Consider the following 17,040-nt stretch of genomic DNA (forward strand, 5'->3'; position numbering starts at 1 on the left):
CGCGAAACCATCAAACAGCGTCGCTTGCTTCATCGAGATGCAGCGGCCTAATGTGACAAACCTGATGGACCAGAGCCTCCGTTAGCTCACGCCGCCGGTTGTCCCAAAAACCCTGACGACGGACAGGCACCGACCTCAAGGCCTTCCTCGAAGGCGCCTTCGCGCATATGGACCATGACCCGCGTCAGGGCGCGGGGCCGGCAAGGGGCTGGTCGAAACTCCCCTATGTGAACGGTAGCCTGTTCTCGGAGAGGAGCCCCGTCCCCGAATTGGACGGTCGCTGCCGCCGCCACCTGCTCGACTGCGCTCGCCTGGACTGGCGCGACATCAACCCTGATATCTTTGGCTCTATGCTCCAGGGCGTGGTCGACACGACGCTGCGTGGCGAATTGGGGATGCACTACACATCCCCCACCAACATCATGAAGGTGCTGCGCCCCATTCTGCTCGATGAGCTCAGGTCCGAGTTGGATCGCGCGGGCACAAGCAAGGACAAGCTGCGTGCATTCCTGAAGAGGCTGCGCAACATACGGGTGTTCGATCCGGCCTGCGGGTCGGGCAATTTCCTGATCATCGCCTATAAGGCGCTGCGCGAAATGGAGATTGAGACCTTCAAGCGGCTGGGAGAAATGCCTCTCGATGTGATCTCGCTCAACAATTTCTACGGTCTGGAGATCGATGATTTTGCGTGCCAGACAGCCCGCCTGGGCCTATGGATCGCCCAGCACCAGATGGATGAGCTGTTCTGGAAGGAGCTCGGCATCAGGCGGCCCTTCCTGCCCTTGAGCGAGGCCGGACGCATCACCCGCGCCAACGCTGCAACGGCGAACTGGCTGGAGGCCTGCCCGTCGAAAGCGGGAAGCGAGACCGTTGTCGTGGGCAACCCCCCGTTCAAGGGCTCCAAGCATCAATCGAAGGCGCAGCGCGAGGACATGAAGGCGGTCTTTTCGCGTCGCGTCCCGAATTCTGGGGAACTCGATTACGTCGCGATCTGGTTCCTCAAAGGCGCCGACTACGCCAAGGCCGCGAACGCGCCCTTCGCTTTCGTCTCCACCAACTCGATCGTGCAGGGCGCTTCTGTCTCGACGCTCTGGCCGCATCTTCTCGATGGCCTCGAGATCCGTTTCGCTCATCGCTCGTTCAAATGGTCGAATCTCGCTACGAAGAATGCGGGCGTGACCTGCGTCATCGTTGGCCTTGGTGCTCCCACGCAGGCCAGCAAGAACCTCTATGACGGGGAGACGGTCCGTCAGGTCTCCCTGATCGGTCCCTACCTTGCACCAAATGTAGCGACCATCGTTGCCAAAAGATCCAGGCCCATCGCCCCGGACTTCGCTCCGATGGTGTTCGGGAACATGCCGAACAATGGGGAGGCGCTTCTTCTCGATCGCAACGAACGAGACGAACTCATCGGGGGCTACCCGGAAGCGGCCCGTTTTGTGCGCCGGCTCTATGGCAGCCAAGAGTTGATGAAAGGTATCGAGCGCTGGTGCCTCTGGATAAAATCCAATGATGTGGAGATGGCGCGCGCCATACCGCCACTGGAGGAGCGCTTCGAGAAGGTGCGCACAAAACGCCTAGACAGCTCGGACGCCGCCGCTAGGAAAATGGCTGAAACGCCATGGTCATTTCGCGAACAGAATGAATCCAAGTCTCACACCATCATCATTCCGCGCCCGTCGTCTGAGAACCGTATTTACTTGCCTGTTATCATATCAGATTTCGAAGCTATAATTTCTAGTGAGGCATTCGGAATATATGATGGAGCTTCGTGGCAAGCGGCAGTTCTTTCTTCTAGATTGCATAGATTATGGTTAGAAACAGTGGGTGGCCGATTGGAGACCCGTGTGCGTTACTCGAACACGCTGGTCTGGAACACTTTTCCAATGCCGGCTCTTTCTGATCATCGAAAGGCTGAACTCGAAGAACATTGGTGGGAGATCGACCGGGCACGCAAAGAGGCCGGCTTCGGTCGAACGCTCGGCGACCTTTACGCCCCGAAGACCATGCCACCTGATTTGCGCCGGGCGCATGAGGAACTCGACGACACGGTGGAGAAGTTATTCGGTGCCCGCCGCTATCGCTCCGATGCGGACCGGATCGAGCATATGCTCCAGCTCTATGACGCGGCGATCCAGGAAAGGGGCGGGCGATGACCGGTATCGCTGACACGACGCTGCATTATGCCGCGAATGGCTCGTCCAAGCAGACCGACAGCCTCGGCATGCGGGCCATGCAGCGGCGTGTCTGGGACGTGCGCGACGCGCATTACATCCTCGTCAAATCGCCGCCCGCCTCCGGCAAGTCGCGTGCCGCCATGTTCGTCGGTCTCGACAAGCTGAAGAACCAGGGCCTGCGCAAGGTGATCGTCGCGGTGCCCGAGCGCTCCATCGGCGCCTCGTTCCGCGACACGAAGCTGACCGAGGGCGGCTTTTTCGCCGACTGGAAGCTCGATCGGGATTTCTGCGGCGTCGGCTCCGAAACCGGCTCGAAGGTGCGGGAGCTGTTGGGCTTCCTGGGCTCCGAGACGGAGACGACGGCGCTCTGCACCCACGCCACACTGCGCTTCGCCTTCGCATCTGCCGGGCTGGAGGCGTTCGACAATTGCCTGGTCTGCGTCGACGAGCTGCACCACGCCTCCAATGATGAGAACAACCGGCTGGGCAATTTCCTGCGCGGCCTCATGGATCGTGGCAGCGCGCATATCCTCGCCATGACGGGTTCCTATTTCCGCGGCGACGGTGAAGCGATCCTGCACCCCGAGGACGAAGCCCGCTTTGAGCGGGTGATCTACACCTACTATGAGCAGCTCAACGGCTACGAGCACCTCAAGGAGCTGCATATCGGCTTCCGCTTCTATCGGGGCAGATATCTGGACGCGATGGGCGAGGCACTCGACCCGCAGCTCAAGACGATCGTTCACATTCCGCATGTCGGCTCATCGGAGGCCGCCGTCGACAAGATGTTCGCTGTGGACGCGATCATCTCCGCCCTCGGGGAGCCGCTCGGCCAGGATTCGAGCACAGGCTTCGAGCGGGTGCGGGCCGGCCGCCGTATCTTGAAGGTAGCCAATCTCGTCGATGACGGCCCCGGCCGCGACAAGGTCATGTCCTCACTGCGCAATCTGCGAAAGCGGGAGGACGTCGACGTCATCATTGCGCTCGGCATGGCGAAGGAGGGGTTCGACTGGATCTGGTGTGAGCATGTCCTGACAGTCGGCTACAGGGGCTCGCTCACCGAAATCGTGCAGATCATCGGACGCGCGACGCGCGACGCGCCTGGCAAGACCTCCGCCCGCTTCACCAACCTTGTATCGGCGCCCTTCGCCAATGATGAAACGGTTGCTCGCGCAGTCAACGACATGCTGAAGGCCATCTCAGTGTCGCTCCTGATGGAGCAGGTGATGGCGCCGGTCTTCCGTTTCCGCACCTTCAGGGGCGCTGATGAGTTTGACGGCACTCCCGGCAGAACAGGGCGGCCAGAGCCCGTCACCAATATGGGCGAGATCGAGGTTATCGGCACGCCGCCGGTGGACCGCGATGCGGCCCGGGTCATTGAAACCGACTTCCCCGATCTTTTCGCGGATGTGCAGGCCGATCCCCGCACCCTGACCGTGATGATCAATCCGGATGATCACCATGCCGATGTGATCTACGACATGGTCGTCACCGATGTACTCCGAACCCGATACCCGGGCTTTTCCGAGGAACAAGTCAGCGATGCGGCGACCCTCTTCGGCATCCGCTCAGGTCTTGCCCGCGCTGTAAACGACGAACCGGAGGCGATCCAGACCGTACCGGCTGGCGCGGCCTATACGCCTGATGTCGCCCAGGATCAGGCGGCCGCAACAGACGCCATGGCGATTGCGACTTCTGCGGGCGACCGTTTCGTTCGCGACACACGTCGCTTCATCGATGTGCGCGAACTGCAGGTGGACCTGCTCGGCAGCCGCCGCGAGTTCGACGACGCCTACGAGCTCTTGTCCAAGGAGCTCAATGAAGAGGTGCTGGCGCGCCTTCATGGCGAAGTCCGTGCGCTGAAGGTCTCAATGACGCAGGAGGAGGCCGAAAAACTGCTCCCGCGCATCCGCGAGTTCATCGGCCGCGAGAACCGAGAGCCCAACCTCAACTCTCCCAATGGACGCGAAGTGCGCCTGGCCGACGCCCTCGCCTTTCTGCGGCGCTTGGCACGCCGGCGTCGGGAAGACATGGGAGGAGCGGACGGCACCGCGGGACCGGCTGGAGCCGACGCAAATGTCTGACGAAGAGATCGATTATCTCAATGATCCGCTTCTCCAATCGCCAGAAGAAAAGCCCAAGGCCGCGAGGACGCCGTTGCTCGAAAGGGCGGCGGAGGTCCTCGGTAAGATCAACGCCTTCGTAGCAGAGGCCGGCACCGAGCCGGTTTCGGCAAAGGGAAAAAGCGTGCGTGAACGCCTGCTGGCCAACGAGCTTGCCGGTCTCCGGGCGTCTCGCGCCGACCTGACGGGGCTGGAGAATGCCGACATTCATGGGCTTGTCTTTGGCCGCTCGGAGCGAAGCGACCCGCTGGACGATCCCTTGCTCAACGATGTCGGCGATATTTTCCTGGTTCGCGATACACTGAAGTCTAAGGCTCAGCCGGACTATGTCGCCGATCGGCGGCCATGCTTGGATTTCGACCGGTTTAGCGCTGCGTTTGAGGCGGTGCGCCTTGCTGTCGAGGAAGGAAGCCGGAAGCCGCAACCTTTCCATCAGGAGCGCGTCGAGCTCGGGGAGTTCTTTGTTCTCAAAGGACAGCTCGTCCATGTCGCCGATGTGCGCGACGAACATCGGCGCAACGGCAAACCGGACGCACGCCTTCGCGTGATTTTCGATAACGAGACCGAATCCAACCTGTTGATGTCCTCGCTGGTGCGGCGTCTCTATGAGGATAAGGACGCCCGCCGGATCGGATTTTCAGGGGCAGGACCGCTGTTCGAGGGAGCCCATACCGGCTTCGTTTATGTGCTTCGCTCTCGCTCAAACCGTCCGGAGGTCCGGGGCCTCCTGAAGGTAGGAACGACGGCCGGAACCGTCGAGGACCGGGTGGCCCGGGCAGAGACGCAGGCGGCATTTCTGTTCGCGCCGGTTGAAATCATTGAGACCTACGAGCTCGTTGGATACTCGGCCAAGGAGGCTGAGCGCATGATCCATGCGGCGCTTAGGCCGTTCCACGTCGCGCTAAAGGTCACAGGGCCAGATGGCCGCTCGTTCAACGCCACCGAGTGGTTTCGAACCGACATCGAGACCGTGTTTCAGATGTTTTCACTCATGTTCGTGAGATGAAAATAATTAGCGCGGGATTAAAATGTGATTATTATGCAAGATAATGAAAAGCTGTAAGGCACCATGGAGTGCCGTGACTAAAGACCTTGGTGGATGGCCCGCGCGACTGCGCCAACCAACCGATCGTCCAGGAAAAGCCCCAGATCGTGCAGCGTACGTAGCCTTTGTTCAAATTCGGCATGGATCGGAATCGCGTCGGGCTCGCGAGCAAGCATTTGAAGCTCAAGGCCGATGGATTGAATGCGCTCCATCCGAGCCCGCTCCTCCTCCGGACTGGGCCAGCCCGGTCCGTCCCGAGCCGCCTTGTCGGCATGTGCTAGGACCCAGCGCGCCACCGCCTCCACGGCGTCGGCGGCGCTAGCGATGAGGCTGTAGCTAGTGCTCCGCCCGCCGGCCGGATCCCGTACCAGAATGCCTTTGCCGCATAGGTCTTCGATGTCGCGCGCGGCAGTGTCCTGCGAGCACTTGGCGAGCGTGGCATATTTGGACGAGGTCAGCTTGCCTTCGAAGCCGTCAAGCAGGCGGTTCACCACGAGGTGCTGCCTCGGATTAAGGGCGCTCCTGGCATGAGCCTCCCAGAACCTCGCCTTGCGCAGAACCGTTGCCAAGGCCGCCTCTGCCCCTTGAAAGGCGCGGTCCAGGCATTCTAGGAACCAGGACAGCCACGCAGTGATGTCAAGGTCGCCCTTCTGCGTCCGCTCCAGGGTGTCGTAATAGGTCTTCCGTTCGATACGGATCTGCGCGGACATGCTGTAGAACCGCTGCGGCGAGCCCTCCGAGCGCGCCAGCGCCATGTCGGCGATGGCGCGGGCGATGCGTCCGTTCCCGTCCTCGAAGGGGTGGATGGTGACGAACCATAGATGGGCTATGGCCGCGACGAGGACAGGGTCGATGCTGCAGGGTGCGTTGAACCACGCGAGGAAGGCCTGCATCTCGGCCGTAAGGCGTTCCGCCCTCGGCGCTTCGAAATGGACATGCTCGCGCCCGATCGGTCCGGAAACCACCTGCATGGGACCAGCCTCCCCGGGGCGCCACGCGCCGACGGTGATCTTCGCCAAGCCGCTGCGCCCGGTGGGAAACAGCGCGGCATGCCAGCCAAACAGCCGCTCCTCGTTAAGTGGGAGGCGGTAGTTCTGGGTCGCGTCCAGCATCATCTCCACGACCCCTTCGACATGGCGATCCACCGGGGCAAGCGCCCCGATATCCATGCCGAGGCGCCGCGCGATCGAGGAGCGCACTTGCGCGCGGTCGAGCCGCTCGCCCTCGATGTCGCTGGATTTGAGGACCTCTTCGGTCAGGGATCGCAGGACGGCTTCGCCACGGAGCTCGAAGCCGAGTCCTTCCATGCGGCCGACTAACCGTCCCTGGTGATGACGCACCGCGGCCAGCGGCGCGGTCAGCACCGCGTGATCCCAGCGAAACCGGTGCCAGTCTGGCAGCTCATGAATGTAATTCATCATTTTCCGCGCTCCATGCGGAGAATGTGAGGGGCAATCTCCGCAAGCGCAAGAGGCAATATCCGCAATTTATGCGGAGAATGAATTCAGCAATCTCCGCGTCAGGCATGCAAACCCGGCGGGTTGGCGCCAACCGCCCTCCGCAAACCCCTGAAACTCGCTGGCCGACAGGACCTGTTTAATCGCACCGCTTCACCATTCCGCCTGCGGCGCTCCCCGGTCTGCTCACCGGACGTCCTGCAACTATCGCGCCCCACGCCTGGGAGGACGCGCAGCCGCCGCCTTGCCGTCGAGAATGTCGGCCATCTCGTCCGCGACGCGGTCGGCCGCGAGCCGCAACGCCTCGTCGATATGGATATAACGTTGCGTCACGCCGCGCGCCGCGTGACCGAGCAGCGCCGCGATCGTCAGTTCGGAAAAGCCGAGGTCGCCGGCGACGCTCGCGAAGGTGTGGCGCAGGGTATGTGGGGTGACGTCCTCCAGGCGCGCCATTGCGCAGAGGCGATCGAGCACGCGCACGATCCCGACGAAATGCCCTTCACCCCAGTCGGCCGGGAAGAAGAAGCGCGATCCGGCTTGTGGCTGAGCCAGCAGCAAGTCGACGGCGGCGCGGCCGATGACCCGCGTCTGCGCGCCGCTCTTCGTGTCGGGAAATCGGATGGAGCCTTCCTCGTCATGGAGCCAGGCACGCTCCAAAGCGAGCCCCTCCATACGGCGCAGGCCCGTCATCAGAAAGAAGCGGATCGCCGCAAGGCCGGTCGGGTGCTCGCCGTCCTGCTCCGCTATCCGCATCGCCTTGCCGAGCTTCTCGATCTCGGCGCGGCTCAGCCGGCGGTCGCGTGGCGTACTGGCGAGGCGACGGACACCCTTTGCCGGGTTGCTTTCGATCTTTCCTAGCCTGACACCGTGCTCGAAGATGGCGTGCAAAGTCGACATGGTCCGCGCAGCGACACCCTCGCCGCCAGTCGCCGCACCGCCGCGACTGCCGGCGCGCGGCTTGGACGTCTTGCCCGCCGCGATGTCGGCCTGTGCCCCCTCGATATCTCCGAGCTTGAGCGCGCTGACCGCGCGCTTCCCGAGGAGCGGCCGGATATGCACGTCGATGCGGCTGCGATCCATGGCAAGCGTTGACGCTTTGATGGGCCGGCGTCTCTTACCGAGGATCCGGCCGGCCTCCGCCTCGGCCAGATACCAGTCGCACACCTCAGCAACGGTGATGGCGTCACTGGCCGCCGCTTGCTTTTCTTCGAGAGGGTCGACGCCCCTGGCGATCCGGCCGAGGACGGTCTTCGCCTCGCGCCGTGCCTCCTCCAAGGTCATGACGCCGTAGCGGCCGATCATGATGCGACGGCTGCGGCCTTGGGCGTTGCGATATTGGACGACGAAGGTCTTCAAGCCCGAGGCGACGACCTTGACGCCGAAGCCCCTGAGCTCCTGATCCCACTCGATCAAATACGAACCTTTGACCCCAACCTTCGAAGGTTTCAGAGCATCGACCGTCTGCTTCGTGATCTTTGCCATTATATATCAGCGTGTTAGATGACCTTTGCTTACTTTATCACGGGCGGCCCGCCGGAGTAAGCAGAAAGTCAGCTTTTAAGGGCGAGTTCAGGCGCGCCCTCGGTGAGGTTCGGCGACGGAAATGAGGAAAATATAACGTTATTACCGTAGTTTATACGAGTCCAGCGCAGTTCCTCGCAGCGTGGCGCAAGCACCTGGGGCACCTTGCCAAGGTTGGGGTCGTGGGTTCGAATCCCATCGCCCGCTCCAATTTTCCCAAAGAAAATCAAATGCTTAGTAAGCGCCCTTCGGGGCTTTTTCTGCTTGCCGGCCAGGCTCGGCCCTTCCGGCGAGCGCTCGGCAAGGTCGCCACGAGCACCCCGATGAGCCCAGTGTGATGGCCGGGTCGATGACGATTGCCACCTATCAGGCGCCGATCGTTTCGCCATGATGAAAGCGCACCAGCCGCGTCACCGCTGCGGTCGCGGATACGGGCATTCCGCCGCTGGGTTCCGAGGTCCGTTCCGGCACCGCGTGGCTCAGCGGAACTGGGCGGGAAGCCAGAGCGAAAGCGCCGGCACATAGGTCACCAGCAGCAACACCAGCACGCTGGCCCCGAAGAACGGCCAGATCGTGCGCATCGCCTCGCGTATGCTGATGCCTCCCACCGCGCAGCCGACGAAAAGCACCGTTCCTACCGGCGGTGTGTTCAAGCCAATCCCTGCATTGAGAATCATCACCACGCCGAAATGCACCGGATCGATGCCGAACGCCTTCACGATCGGCAGCAGGACGGGCGTGCAGATGATGACCATCGGCGCCATGTCCATGAAGGTACCGAGCACTAGCAGCGCGACATTGATCAGCAGCAGCACGATGATCGGGTCGCTGGAAATCGCCTGGATGCCCGCGATGACGGCCTGCTGCACCTGCAGGAAGGACATCAGCCAGCCGAACGACGCCGCCGCGCCGATCACCAGCAGCACCATGGCGGTGGTGCGCACGGCGCCGAGCGTCGCCTCGACGAAGCCGTGCCAGTCGAGTTCGCGATAGACCAGCAGCGACACCAGCAGCGCATAGAGTACCGCGATGCAGGAGCTTTCCGTCGCGGTGAACACGCCCGAGCGGACGCCGCCGAAGATGATGCCGACGAGCAGCAGCCCCGGCAGCGCGGCGAGGAAGTAATAGGCGACCCTGACGACGCCAGGGAACGGTTCCGCGGGATAGCCGCGCCGGCGCGCCACCCAATATGCTGTGGCCATCAGCGCGAGCGCCAGCAATAGCCCGGGGACGATGCCGGCGGTGAACAGATCCGCCACCGACACCGTGCCGCCGGCGGCGATCGAGTAGAGGATCAGATTGTGCGAAGGCGGGATCATCAGCGCGATGATCGCCGCATTCACCGTGACGTTGACCGCATAGTCGCGATCATAACCGCGCGCCGCCATCTGCGGGATCATCAGGCCGCCGACGGCTGAGGCATCGGCCACCGCGGAGCCGGAAATGCCGCCGAACAGCGTGGAGGCGACGATGTTTACCTGGCCGAGGCCGCCGCGCAGGTGGCCGACCAGGCCGGCGGCGAAGCGGATGAGTCGCGCCGCTATGCCGCCGCGGATCATCATGTCGCCGGCAAAGATGAAGAACGGGATCGCCATCATGGCGAAGACGCTGATGCCGGAGTTCAATTGCTGGAACACCACCACCGGCGGCAGTCCGATATAGAGCACGGTCGCAAGCGAGGCGATGCCGAGGCAGAAGGCGATCGGTGTGCCGATCAGCATCAGCAGGGTGAAGCTGCCGAACAGAATCCAATGGGCCATCACAGCGTCTCCACGATCTCGACGTCCGCCGCGGGCTTCACGCCGAGCAGGATGTCGACGAAACGCTCCGCCGCGAACAGCGCGATAAGCGCGCCGCCGCCGACAAGGGGCAAGAAGTCGACGCCGCCGGGAATGCCGAGCACCGGGATGGTGGCGGTCCAGGTGCCGATGGCCAGTTGCAGGCCGTAGACCGTCATGGCGCCGCCAAAGAACGCGACCAGGCCTAGATTGACGAGGTCCATCAGCCTGCCGGCCCATTCCGGCACCATGTGGCGCAGCAGGTCGAGCCCGAGATGTACGCTCTCGCGCACGCCGACTGCGGCGCCGAGCAGGATGAACCACGCCATGAGCTGCAGCGCGATCGGCTCGGACCATGTCGGCGTGTCGTTGAGAATATAGCGGCCGAAGACCTGCCACCCGACCACGATCGTCATGGCGATCAGGCCGGCGCCGGAGAGGTACAAGGCCGCGCTGGAGAGCAGGCTCAGCACGCGACGAACGCGGTGGAGCATCTGGTGCATGCGGGAAACCTTCACGGGGCGTGTGCCTCCGCCCGGCACGGCGACCCGCGCACCGGCGTCACCGGGGGCGGGCCATCCGGTCGCGACCGGCCGTGTGCGCGCGTTCACTGGACCGCCTGGATGCGCGTCACCAGATCCTTCATCTTCGGGTCGGTGATGAATTTGTCGTAGACCGGCTTCATCGCGTCGATGAAGGGCTGCTTGTCGACGGTGATGACATTCGTGCCGGCGGCGCGAACCTTGTCTTCTGAGGCCTTCTCACGCGCGCTCCAGAGTTCGCGCATCTTGACGACCGATTCCTTGGCCGCGGTCCGCACGATCTTCTGGTCCTCGGGTGACAGCTTGTCCCAGCTGATCTTGGAGATCACCAGCGCTTCCGGCGCGAGCGAATGGTCGGTCAGCGTGTAGTTCTTGGCGACCTCGAAATGGCGCGAGGATTCATAAGACGGCCAGTTGTTCTCGGCGCCGTCGACCACGCCGGTCTCAAGCGAGGAGTACACCTCGCCGAACGGCATCGGCGTCGCATTCGCGCCGAAGGCCTGCATCATCGCGATCCACAGGTCCGACTGCTGCACTCGGATCTTCATGCCCTTGAGATCGGCGATCGATTTGATCGGCTTCTTGGTGGTGTAGAAGGAGCGGGCGCCGGAATCGTAGAAGGCGAGGCCCACCAGCCCGTGCGGCGCGAAGGCAGCGAGTATCTCGTCGCCGATTGGCCCGTCGATGGTCTTGTGCATGTGGTCGACGGAGCGGAATAGGAACGGCAGGCCGAGTACCTGGGTTTGCGGCACCAGATTGTTGAACGGCGCCGTGTTCACCCGGTTCATGTCGATCACGCCGAACCGGGTCTGCTCGATCGTGTCCTTCTCGCTGCCGAGCGAAGCGTTGTTGAACACCTTGACGCCGATGCGCCCATTGGTGCGCTCCGACACCAGCTTGCCCATATAGATGACGGCTTCGACCGTCGGGTAGCCGTCCGGATGGATGTCCGCGGAGCGGAGTGTGATCGGCTGCGCGCTCGCTGTCGTCACGACCGACGACAGCGCAAGGGCCGCAGCGAGGCAAAGCATGCTTGCTGTCTTCATTGACGTTTTCCTCTCCCAGGGCAGCGGCGATTTTCGCCGTCTTGGTTCGCGCGAGGTCGGTCGTTGCCGCTCGCGGATTGATTCAGGATGCGGCGGCACGTCTCCTGTGCGGGTAGGCGGCGAAGCGAATGTCGAAGCTGCCGACGCCCTCGAATTCGAGCCGCGCGGTCTGGCCCGGCAGGACGTCGTGAACGCCGGTCGTCATGCCGGTCAGAACGACATCGCCCTTGGCGAGCGACCTACCGCGCCCGGCCAGCTGCCGGGCAAGGAAGGCCACCGCGGCGAACGGACCACCCGGCACGCGGGCCGCGCTGCCCTCGCCGACCGGGACGCCCTCCACCCGCGTGGCCGAGGCCAGGGTGCTCCAGTCACGCATCTGCCCGGGCTCGATCCGTGGGCCGACAATGGCGCCGGCATTGTTGCCGTGATCGGAAATCACCGCCCCGGGGCCGAGCTGGTTGATGGTGGCGAGAGGGCTGGAGGCGATCTCCGAGCCGACATGCAGCGTGGCGAAGGCGCCGACATCGCCCAACCAGTCCTGCGGATCGGAGGGCGGCTCACCGGTCACCCGCACCACGAACTCGGCCTCGACTGCAGCGAAACCGCCCTCGAAAATCAGTGCGTCGACGGCGCCGCCATCGGTAACCGTCTGCACAAGGTCGGCGAATACCGGCCCGACCAGCCGCTCCGCACTATAGCGGGCGTGGAACGCCGGCGGGATCATCGCGACCTTCCATCCGCCGAGGCGACGGGTGGTCAGACGCAGCACCTCGTCCTGTACCGCATAGGCCTCTTCAAGGCTGCCGGGCAGCACGCCGGGGAAACCGGACAGCGCTCGCCCATCGCTACGCGCGGAAACGAATTGTGCGGCGGCACTCGTCACTACCGTCTCCCCCGGGCGTTCGCTCTTCATTTTTAGTATGGTAGATACTGATACTGGTATGGTACAAGGTCAAGTGGCAATGTGATCGACGTTGGTATCCAAGGGGGACGGCTTGAACATCGAGACGGGCGACGCAGCGGAAACCAGCGCGCGCCGCATCGAACGCGAGATACGCAAGGCGATCATCACGATGGAGATCGAGCCCGGCGCGCCGCTCTCGGAGCAGGACATCGCCGCGCGTTTCAAAGTTTCCCGCCAGCCGGTCCGCGAGGCGTTCATTTCGCTGGCCCGCGCCGGCCTCGTCGAAATCCAGCCGCGTCGGGGCACCTTCGTCGTCAAGATATCGCTGGAGCGGATGCTGGAAGCCCGCTTCATCCGTGAATCGCTGGAGACCGCCGTGGTCCGTCGCGCCTGCGAGCGGTTCGATGCACGTGTCCGCACCCGGATCGACTTTTATCTCGACGCACAGACCGCCGCCGCCGAAGTCGGCGCCCACTATGAATTCCAGCGGGCCGACGAGATGTTCCACGCCGCCCTCGCGGAAGGCGCCGGCTGCCCCTCGGCCTGGACGGTAATCGACGACATCAAGGCGCACATGGACCGTGTCTGCCATCTCACGCTGCCATCCGCCACCGCCCTGCCGCGCCTGATCGAGCAGCATCGCGACATCCTTAGAGCGATCGACGCCCGCGACGCCGATCAGGCCGAAGCCGCGCTCAAGGCGCATCTGGCGGAAATTCTCAAGGCGCTGCCCGCGGTGCGAAGCGCCCACGCCGACATTTTCATCTGACGAGGTCGGGCAACGACCCGTGCGAGAAGGGAACGCCAATGGATATTCGCCACGCGGTTCATCCCGCCCAAGCCGAGGCGCTTGATAGCGAGGGCCTGCGCCAGCATTTCCTCATCGAAAGCGTGTTCGAGGACGGGCGGATAACCGCGTCCTACACGCATTACGACCGCATGATGGTGCTCGGTATCGCACCCGCCGACGCGCCCCTGACGCCAGCGGACGAACTGGCCCGCGTGGTCGGCTCCGATTTTCTGCTGGAACGTCGCGAACTCGGCGCCATCAATGTCGGCACCGGCGCGGCACGCGTCATCGCCGACGGCGAGGTCCTGATCGTGCAACCCCAGGAAGCGGTCTATCTCGGCATGGGCATACGCGCGCTCAGCTTCGAGAACGTCGACCCCGCGCATCCCGCCCGCCTCTATGGCAACTCGGCTCCCGCGCATATGCGCCATCCGAGCCGCGTGGTGCGCGAGCAGGATGCCTCGCCACAGCCGATGGGAAGCCTCGAGACGTCCAACAAGCGGACCATCTTCAAATATCTGCACCCCGGCGTGCTGCCGACCTGCCAGATCGTGATGGGCCTCACCCGGCTCGAACCCGGCAGTGTCTGGAACACCATGCCGGCCCATACCCATGACCGGCGCATGGAATCCTATTTCTACTTCGAGCTCGCCCCCGACAGCCTGGTGCTGCATCTGATGGGACGGCCGGAGGCGACGCGTCACATCGTGGTGCGCAACGAGCAGGCGGTACTGTCGCCGCCCTGGTCGATCCATGCCGGCGCCGGCACCGGCGCCTACGCCTTCATCTGGGCCATGGCCGGCGACAACCAGTCCTTCGCCGACATGGACTTCGTGCCGATGGCGGAGCTGCGCTGATGGGGGTGGGCGCGCTGTTCGATCTTTCCGGCCGCATGGCACTCGTCACCGGCGCGCGGAGCGGCATCGGCCAGGCCGTCGCCGATGTGCTGGCGCAGGCGGGTGCCGACATCATCGGCCTCGGCTCGAGCCCGATGCCGGAGACGGCGGAACGGATTGCGCGCCATGGCGTGCGGTTCCACGCGGTGCTGCACGACCTTGCCGAGCCCGGCGACCTGGACGGGCTGGTTGGCGAACTCGAGGCGGCGTTCGGCAGCATCGACATACTGGTCAACAATGCCGGCATCATCCGCCGCGCCGGCGTGCTCGACTTCACGCAGGCCGATTGGGACGCCGTGATGGACGTCAACCTCAAGAGCCTGTTCTTCCTGTCGCAGGCTGTCGCCCGCCGCTGGGTGTCGCGCGGCACGCCGGGACGCATCATCAACATCGCGTCGCTGCTGTCGTTTCAGGGCGGCATCCGCGTGCCGTCCTATGCCGCGAGCAAGCATGGCGTACTGGGGGTTACCCGGTCGATGGCCAACGAGCTGGCCGGCCACGCCATCACGGTGAACGCCATTGCTCCCGGCTATATCGAGACGGACAACACGGTGGCGCTGCGCGCCGATCCCGAGCGCAGCCGCCAGATACTCGAGCGCATCCCCGCTGCCCGCTGGGGGACGCCGGACGATCTGAAGACCGCCGTCCTGTTCCTGGCCTCACCCGCCTCCGGCTATGTCAACGGCTCAGTGGTTGCCGTGGATGGTGGCTGGCTGGCGCGTTAGGGGCAGGTCGCGCGTGCGACGCGCGGCGCCTCCGGGGGATGGCCGAGCGCATGCAGGATGCCGCGCAGCTCGGCCAGCCCGCGCATGCGGCCGATGGTCGGATAGCCTGGGGTGACGGTCTTGCCGAGATCGTCGAGCATGCGATGCCCGTGATCGGAGCGGAAGACGATGGTCGCGCCGGGCGCGCGGCGGCGATCTTCCTCCACCAGCGCCTTCAGCACCGCGACCATGTCAGTGTCGCCGTCGAGATGCGCGGATTCGTGGAAACTGCGCGGATCCTGCTCGCGCCTCGTGTTGCGCAGATGCGCGAAATGGATGCGGGGCGCGAAACGGCGCGCGATGGCGGGTAGATCATTGTCGGCCCGCGCGCCGAGGCTGCCGGTGCACAGGCACATGCCGTTGGCGGGCGAGGGCACCGCCTCGAACAGGGCCGCATAATCGGCCGGTGTCGAGGCCACGCGCGGCAGGCCGAAGAGCGGGCGGGGCGGGTCGTCGGGATGCAGCGTCAGCTTGACCCCGACGCTCTCGGCGGCGGGGACGACGGCGGCGAGAAACTCGATGAGGTTGCGGCGCAGCCGCGCGGCGTCGATGTCGCGATATTCCTTCAGCTTTTCGCGAAAGCCGGGAAGCGTCATCGGCTCGGTGGTCGAGCCCGGCAGGGCGCTGGCAATGTTGCGCACGAGGTCGGCGACCGCGCCTTCGTCCATCGCCTCGTAAACCGCGCGGGCGCGGGCCTGCTCGGCCGGCGTGTAGTCGCGCTCGGCGCCGGGGCGCCGCAATAGGTGTAGCTCGAAAGCGGCGAAGGTTTCGAAATCGAAGCGCATCGCGGTGGCGCCGGTGTCGGTGACGTAATCGAGATCGGTCCGGCACCAGTCGACCACGGGCATGAAATTGTAGCAGACGATGCCGATGCCGGCCCGGCCGACGGCCTCCAAGCTGGCGATCCAGGCCTCGATCTCCGTCTTCGCCGCGCCGCCGCGGCGCTTCACCGCGTCCGGGATCGGGATGCTCTCGACCACCGACCAGGCGAGCGGCACCCGGCCGGGCGGCGTGGTCTCGATGAGATGGCGCCGCGCCTCGACTGCCTCGCGTGTCCAGACCGCCCCGATAGGCACCTCGTGCAGCGCCGAGACGATGTCGGTGGCGCCGACATGGCGCACCTCGTCGAGCGTCACCGGCGCCTCCGGCCCGAACCATCTCCAGCCCTGGCGCATGCGTTCCTCCTCGTGCCCGGTTGGCCGGGTCCGCCGATCAGACGAAATAGTTCGGGAAGCGGCCCTTCAGCGCGTCGACATCCGGGATGACGGCGCTGACATGGGCCTCCATCGCCCTCTTCGCCGCCTCGGCGTCTCCGGCGGCGATGGCGTCGCGAATGGTGGCGTGCTCTGCCAGAACCTGATCCATCCGCCCCAGCATGGGCAGGGTGAGGCGGCGGGCCCGGTCGACCTGCACCTTCACCTGGGTGAGCAGCGTCCAGATGCCGGGATGGCCGGCGAGATCGGCCACGGCGGCATGAAACGCTTCGTCGGCCTCGTGGAACGCATCGGTATCGTTGACCAGCGCGGCCGCCTTCTGCCGGCCGATGGCGAGGTCGATCATGGCCATGCGATGAGGCGCCGCGGCCTGGGCGGCCTTCTCCACCGTGAGGCTCTCCAGCGCCTTGCGGATCAGCACGGCTTCGGGGATGGCGCTGACCGGCACCCGCGAGACGAAGGTTCCCGACTGCGGAAACACGTCGACTAAGCCCAGCTCCGCCAGCCGGATCAGTGCCTCGCGCACCGGCGTGCGGCTCACCTGGAAGCGTTCGATCAGCGTCTTGTCCTGCAACGGTGTTCCCGGCGGCAGGCGCAGGGCAATGATCTCCGTGCGCAGCATGTCGAACACCTGCGTGGCGGAGGTGATGCGGCGCGCCCGCAGCGGCCGGGCAAGGTCCTCGGGGGCGCGCGGAGAGAGCAGGGAGGTGTCGGTCATCGAGGATGGCGTCCGATCGGAGCGGATTGACATTCTAATATATTAGTTGGTACTGGTTGCCAAGG

Annotated in this window: 14 protein-coding genes; 6 read left to right on the top strand and 8 right to left on the bottom strand. The window is 64.4% G+C overall.

What is annotated here, in order from left to right; genetic code table 11:
• The first annotated feature begins 167 nt into the window (after positions 1-167).
• The 3 genes from ACO2RV_RS22795 to ACO2RV_RS22805 all read left to right on the top strand — a co-directional run bounded on the left by ACO2RV_RS22795 (position 168) and on the right by ACO2RV_RS22805 (position 5,306).
• Positions 168-2,156: a class I SAM-dependent DNA methyltransferase gene (locus tag ACO2RV_RS22795; protein ID WP_423296528.1), complete on the top strand. Its 1,989-nt coding sequence runs from the start codon at positions 168-170 to the stop codon at positions 2,154-2,156.
• A 68-nt stretch (positions 2,157-2,224) separates the two neighbouring features.
• Entirely contained in the window at positions 2,225-4,261 is a 2,037-nt protein-coding gene (locus tag ACO2RV_RS22800; protein WP_423296529.1) for a DEAD/DEAH box helicase, read from the top strand.
• Complete coding sequence (locus ACO2RV_RS22805) at positions 4,254-5,306, top strand: GIY-YIG nuclease family protein (protein ID WP_423296530.1); 1,053 nt, start codon at positions 4,254-4,256, stop codon at positions 5,304-5,306. Before ACO2RV_RS22800 ends, ACO2RV_RS22805 begins: the two co-directional genes overlap by 8 nt.
• Positions 5,307-5,383: 77 nt before the next feature.
• Here ACO2RV_RS22805 and ACO2RV_RS22810 read toward each other — a convergent pair whose 3' ends face one another.
• The 6 genes from ACO2RV_RS22810 to ACO2RV_RS22835 all read right to left on the bottom strand — a co-directional run bounded on the left by ACO2RV_RS22810 (position 5,384) and on the right by ACO2RV_RS22835 (position 12,572).
• Positions 5,384-6,766: a Fic family protein gene (locus tag ACO2RV_RS22810; protein WP_347881468.1), complete on the bottom strand. Its 1,383-nt coding sequence runs from the start codon at positions 6,764-6,766 to the stop codon at positions 5,384-5,386.
• Positions 6,767-7,006: 240 nt separating this feature from the next.
• Positions 7,007-8,284: a tyrosine-type recombinase/integrase gene (locus tag ACO2RV_RS22815; RefSeq protein ID WP_244450042.1), complete on the bottom strand. Its 1,278-nt coding sequence runs from the start codon at positions 8,282-8,284 to the stop codon at positions 7,007-7,009.
• 518 nt (positions 8,285-8,802) lie between these two features.
• A complete protein-coding gene (locus ACO2RV_RS22820) occupies positions 8,803-10,083 on the bottom strand; it encodes a TRAP transporter large permease (RefSeq protein ID WP_423296531.1) in 1,281 nt (426 codons plus the stop codon).
• Positions 10,083-10,604, bottom strand: a complete 522-nt coding sequence (locus ACO2RV_RS22825; RefSeq protein ID WP_423296532.1) for a TRAP transporter small permease — start codon at positions 10,602-10,604, stop codon at positions 10,083-10,085. The genes ACO2RV_RS22820 and ACO2RV_RS22825 overlap by 1 nt, the downstream gene beginning before the upstream one ends.
• Positions 10,605-10,708: 104 nt before the next feature.
• Positions 10,709-11,689 carry a TRAP transporter substrate-binding protein gene (locus tag ACO2RV_RS22830; protein ID WP_423296533.1) on the bottom strand — a complete coding sequence of 327 codons (981 nt, stop codon included), beginning with the start codon at positions 11,687-11,689 and terminating at the stop codon, positions 10,709-10,711.
• 82 nt (positions 11,690-11,771) lie between these two features.
• Complete coding sequence (locus tag ACO2RV_RS22835) at positions 11,772-12,572, bottom strand: 2-keto-4-pentenoate hydratase (RefSeq protein WP_423296534.1); 801 nt, start codon at positions 12,570-12,572, stop codon at positions 11,772-11,774.
• Between the two features lie 112 nt (positions 12,573-12,684).
• On the opposite strand from ACO2RV_RS22835, the gene ACO2RV_RS22840 reads away from it, so the two are divergent.
• The 3 genes from ACO2RV_RS22840 to kduD are packed head-to-tail and all read left to right on the top strand — an operon-like array spanning position 12,685 to position 15,004.
• Positions 12,685-13,362, top strand: a complete 678-nt coding sequence (locus ACO2RV_RS22840) for a GntR family transcriptional regulator (RefSeq protein ID WP_423296535.1) — start codon at positions 12,685-12,687, stop codon at positions 13,360-13,362.
• Positions 13,363-13,400: 38 nt separating this feature from the next.
• Positions 13,401-14,240: a 5-dehydro-4-deoxy-D-glucuronate isomerase gene (gene kduI / locus ACO2RV_RS22845; protein ID WP_423296536.1), complete on the top strand. Its 840-nt coding sequence runs from the start codon at positions 13,401-13,403 to the stop codon at positions 14,238-14,240.
• Positions 14,240-15,004, top strand: coding sequence for a 2-dehydro-3-deoxy-D-gluconate 5-dehydrogenase KduD (gene kduD, locus ACO2RV_RS22850; protein WP_423296537.1), 765 nt, complete (start codon positions 14,240-14,242; stop codon positions 15,002-15,004). The genes kduI and kduD overlap by 1 nt, the downstream gene beginning before the upstream one ends.
• Here kduD and uxuA read toward each other — a convergent pair.
• Both uxuA and ACO2RV_RS22860 read right to left on the bottom strand, forming a co-directional pair.
• Positions 15,001-16,218, bottom strand: coding sequence for a mannonate dehydratase (uxuA, locus tag ACO2RV_RS22855; protein WP_423296538.1), 1,218 nt, complete (start codon positions 16,216-16,218; stop codon positions 15,001-15,003). The two genes, kduD and uxuA, sit on opposite strands and share 4 nt — an antisense overlap.
• A 37-nt stretch (positions 16,219-16,255) precedes the next feature.
• Positions 16,256-16,975: a GntR family transcriptional regulator gene (locus ACO2RV_RS22860; protein WP_423296539.1), complete on the bottom strand. Its 720-nt coding sequence runs from the start codon at positions 16,973-16,975 to the stop codon at positions 16,256-16,258.
• Between the last annotated feature and the right edge of the window lie 65 nt (positions 16,976-17,040).

The sequence above is a fragment of the Ancylobacter sp. VNQ12 genome (genome assembly GCF_049445835.1).
GTDB lineage: Bacteria > Pseudomonadota > Alphaproteobacteria > Rhizobiales > Xanthobacteraceae > Ancylobacter.

Bases quoted from the DNA above. Each gene is read 5' to 3' on its own strand.
- ACO2RV_RS22795 (WP_423296528.1), top strand. From the start codon at position 168: ATGGACCATGACCCGCGTCAGGGCGCGGGGCCGGCAAGGGGCTGGTCG.
- ACO2RV_RS22800 (WP_423296529.1), top strand. From the start codon at position 2,225: ATGCGGGCCATGCAGCGGCGTGTCTGGGACGTGCGCGACGCGCATTAC.
- ACO2RV_RS22805 (WP_423296530.1), top strand. From the start codon at position 4,254: ATGTCTGACGAAGAGATCGATTATCTCAATGATCCGCTTCTCCAATCG.
- ACO2RV_RS22810 (WP_347881468.1), bottom strand. From the start codon at position 6,766: ATGATGAATTACATTCATGAGCTGCCAGACTGGCACCGGTTTCGCTGG.
- ACO2RV_RS22815 (WP_244450042.1), bottom strand. From the start codon at position 8,284: ATGGCAAAGATCACGAAGCAGACGGTCGATGCTCTGAAACCTTCGAAG.
- ACO2RV_RS22820 (WP_423296531.1), bottom strand. From the start codon at position 10,083: ATGGCCCATTGGATTCTGTTCGGCAGCTTCACCCTGCTGATGCTGATC.
- ACO2RV_RS22825 (WP_423296532.1), bottom strand. From the start codon at position 10,604: ATGCACCAGATGCTCCACCGCGTTCGTCGCGTGCTGAGCCTGCTCTCC.
- ACO2RV_RS22830 (WP_423296533.1), bottom strand. From the start codon at position 11,689: ATGAAGACAGCAAGCATGCTTTGCCTCGCTGCGGCCCTTGCGCTGTCG.
- kduI (WP_423296536.1), top strand. From the start codon at position 13,401: ATGGATATTCGCCACGCGGTTCATCCCGCCCAAGCCGAGGCGCTTGAT.
- kduD (WP_423296537.1), top strand. From the start codon at position 14,240: ATGGGGGTGGGCGCGCTGTTCGATCTTTCCGGCCGCATGGCACTCGTC.
- uxuA (WP_423296538.1), bottom strand. From the start codon at position 16,218: ATGCGCCAGGGCTGGAGATGGTTCGGGCCGGAGGCGCCGGTGACGCTC.
- ACO2RV_RS22860 (WP_423296539.1), bottom strand. From the start codon at position 16,975: ATGACCGACACCTCCCTGCTCTCTCCGCGCGCCCCCGAGGACCTTGCC.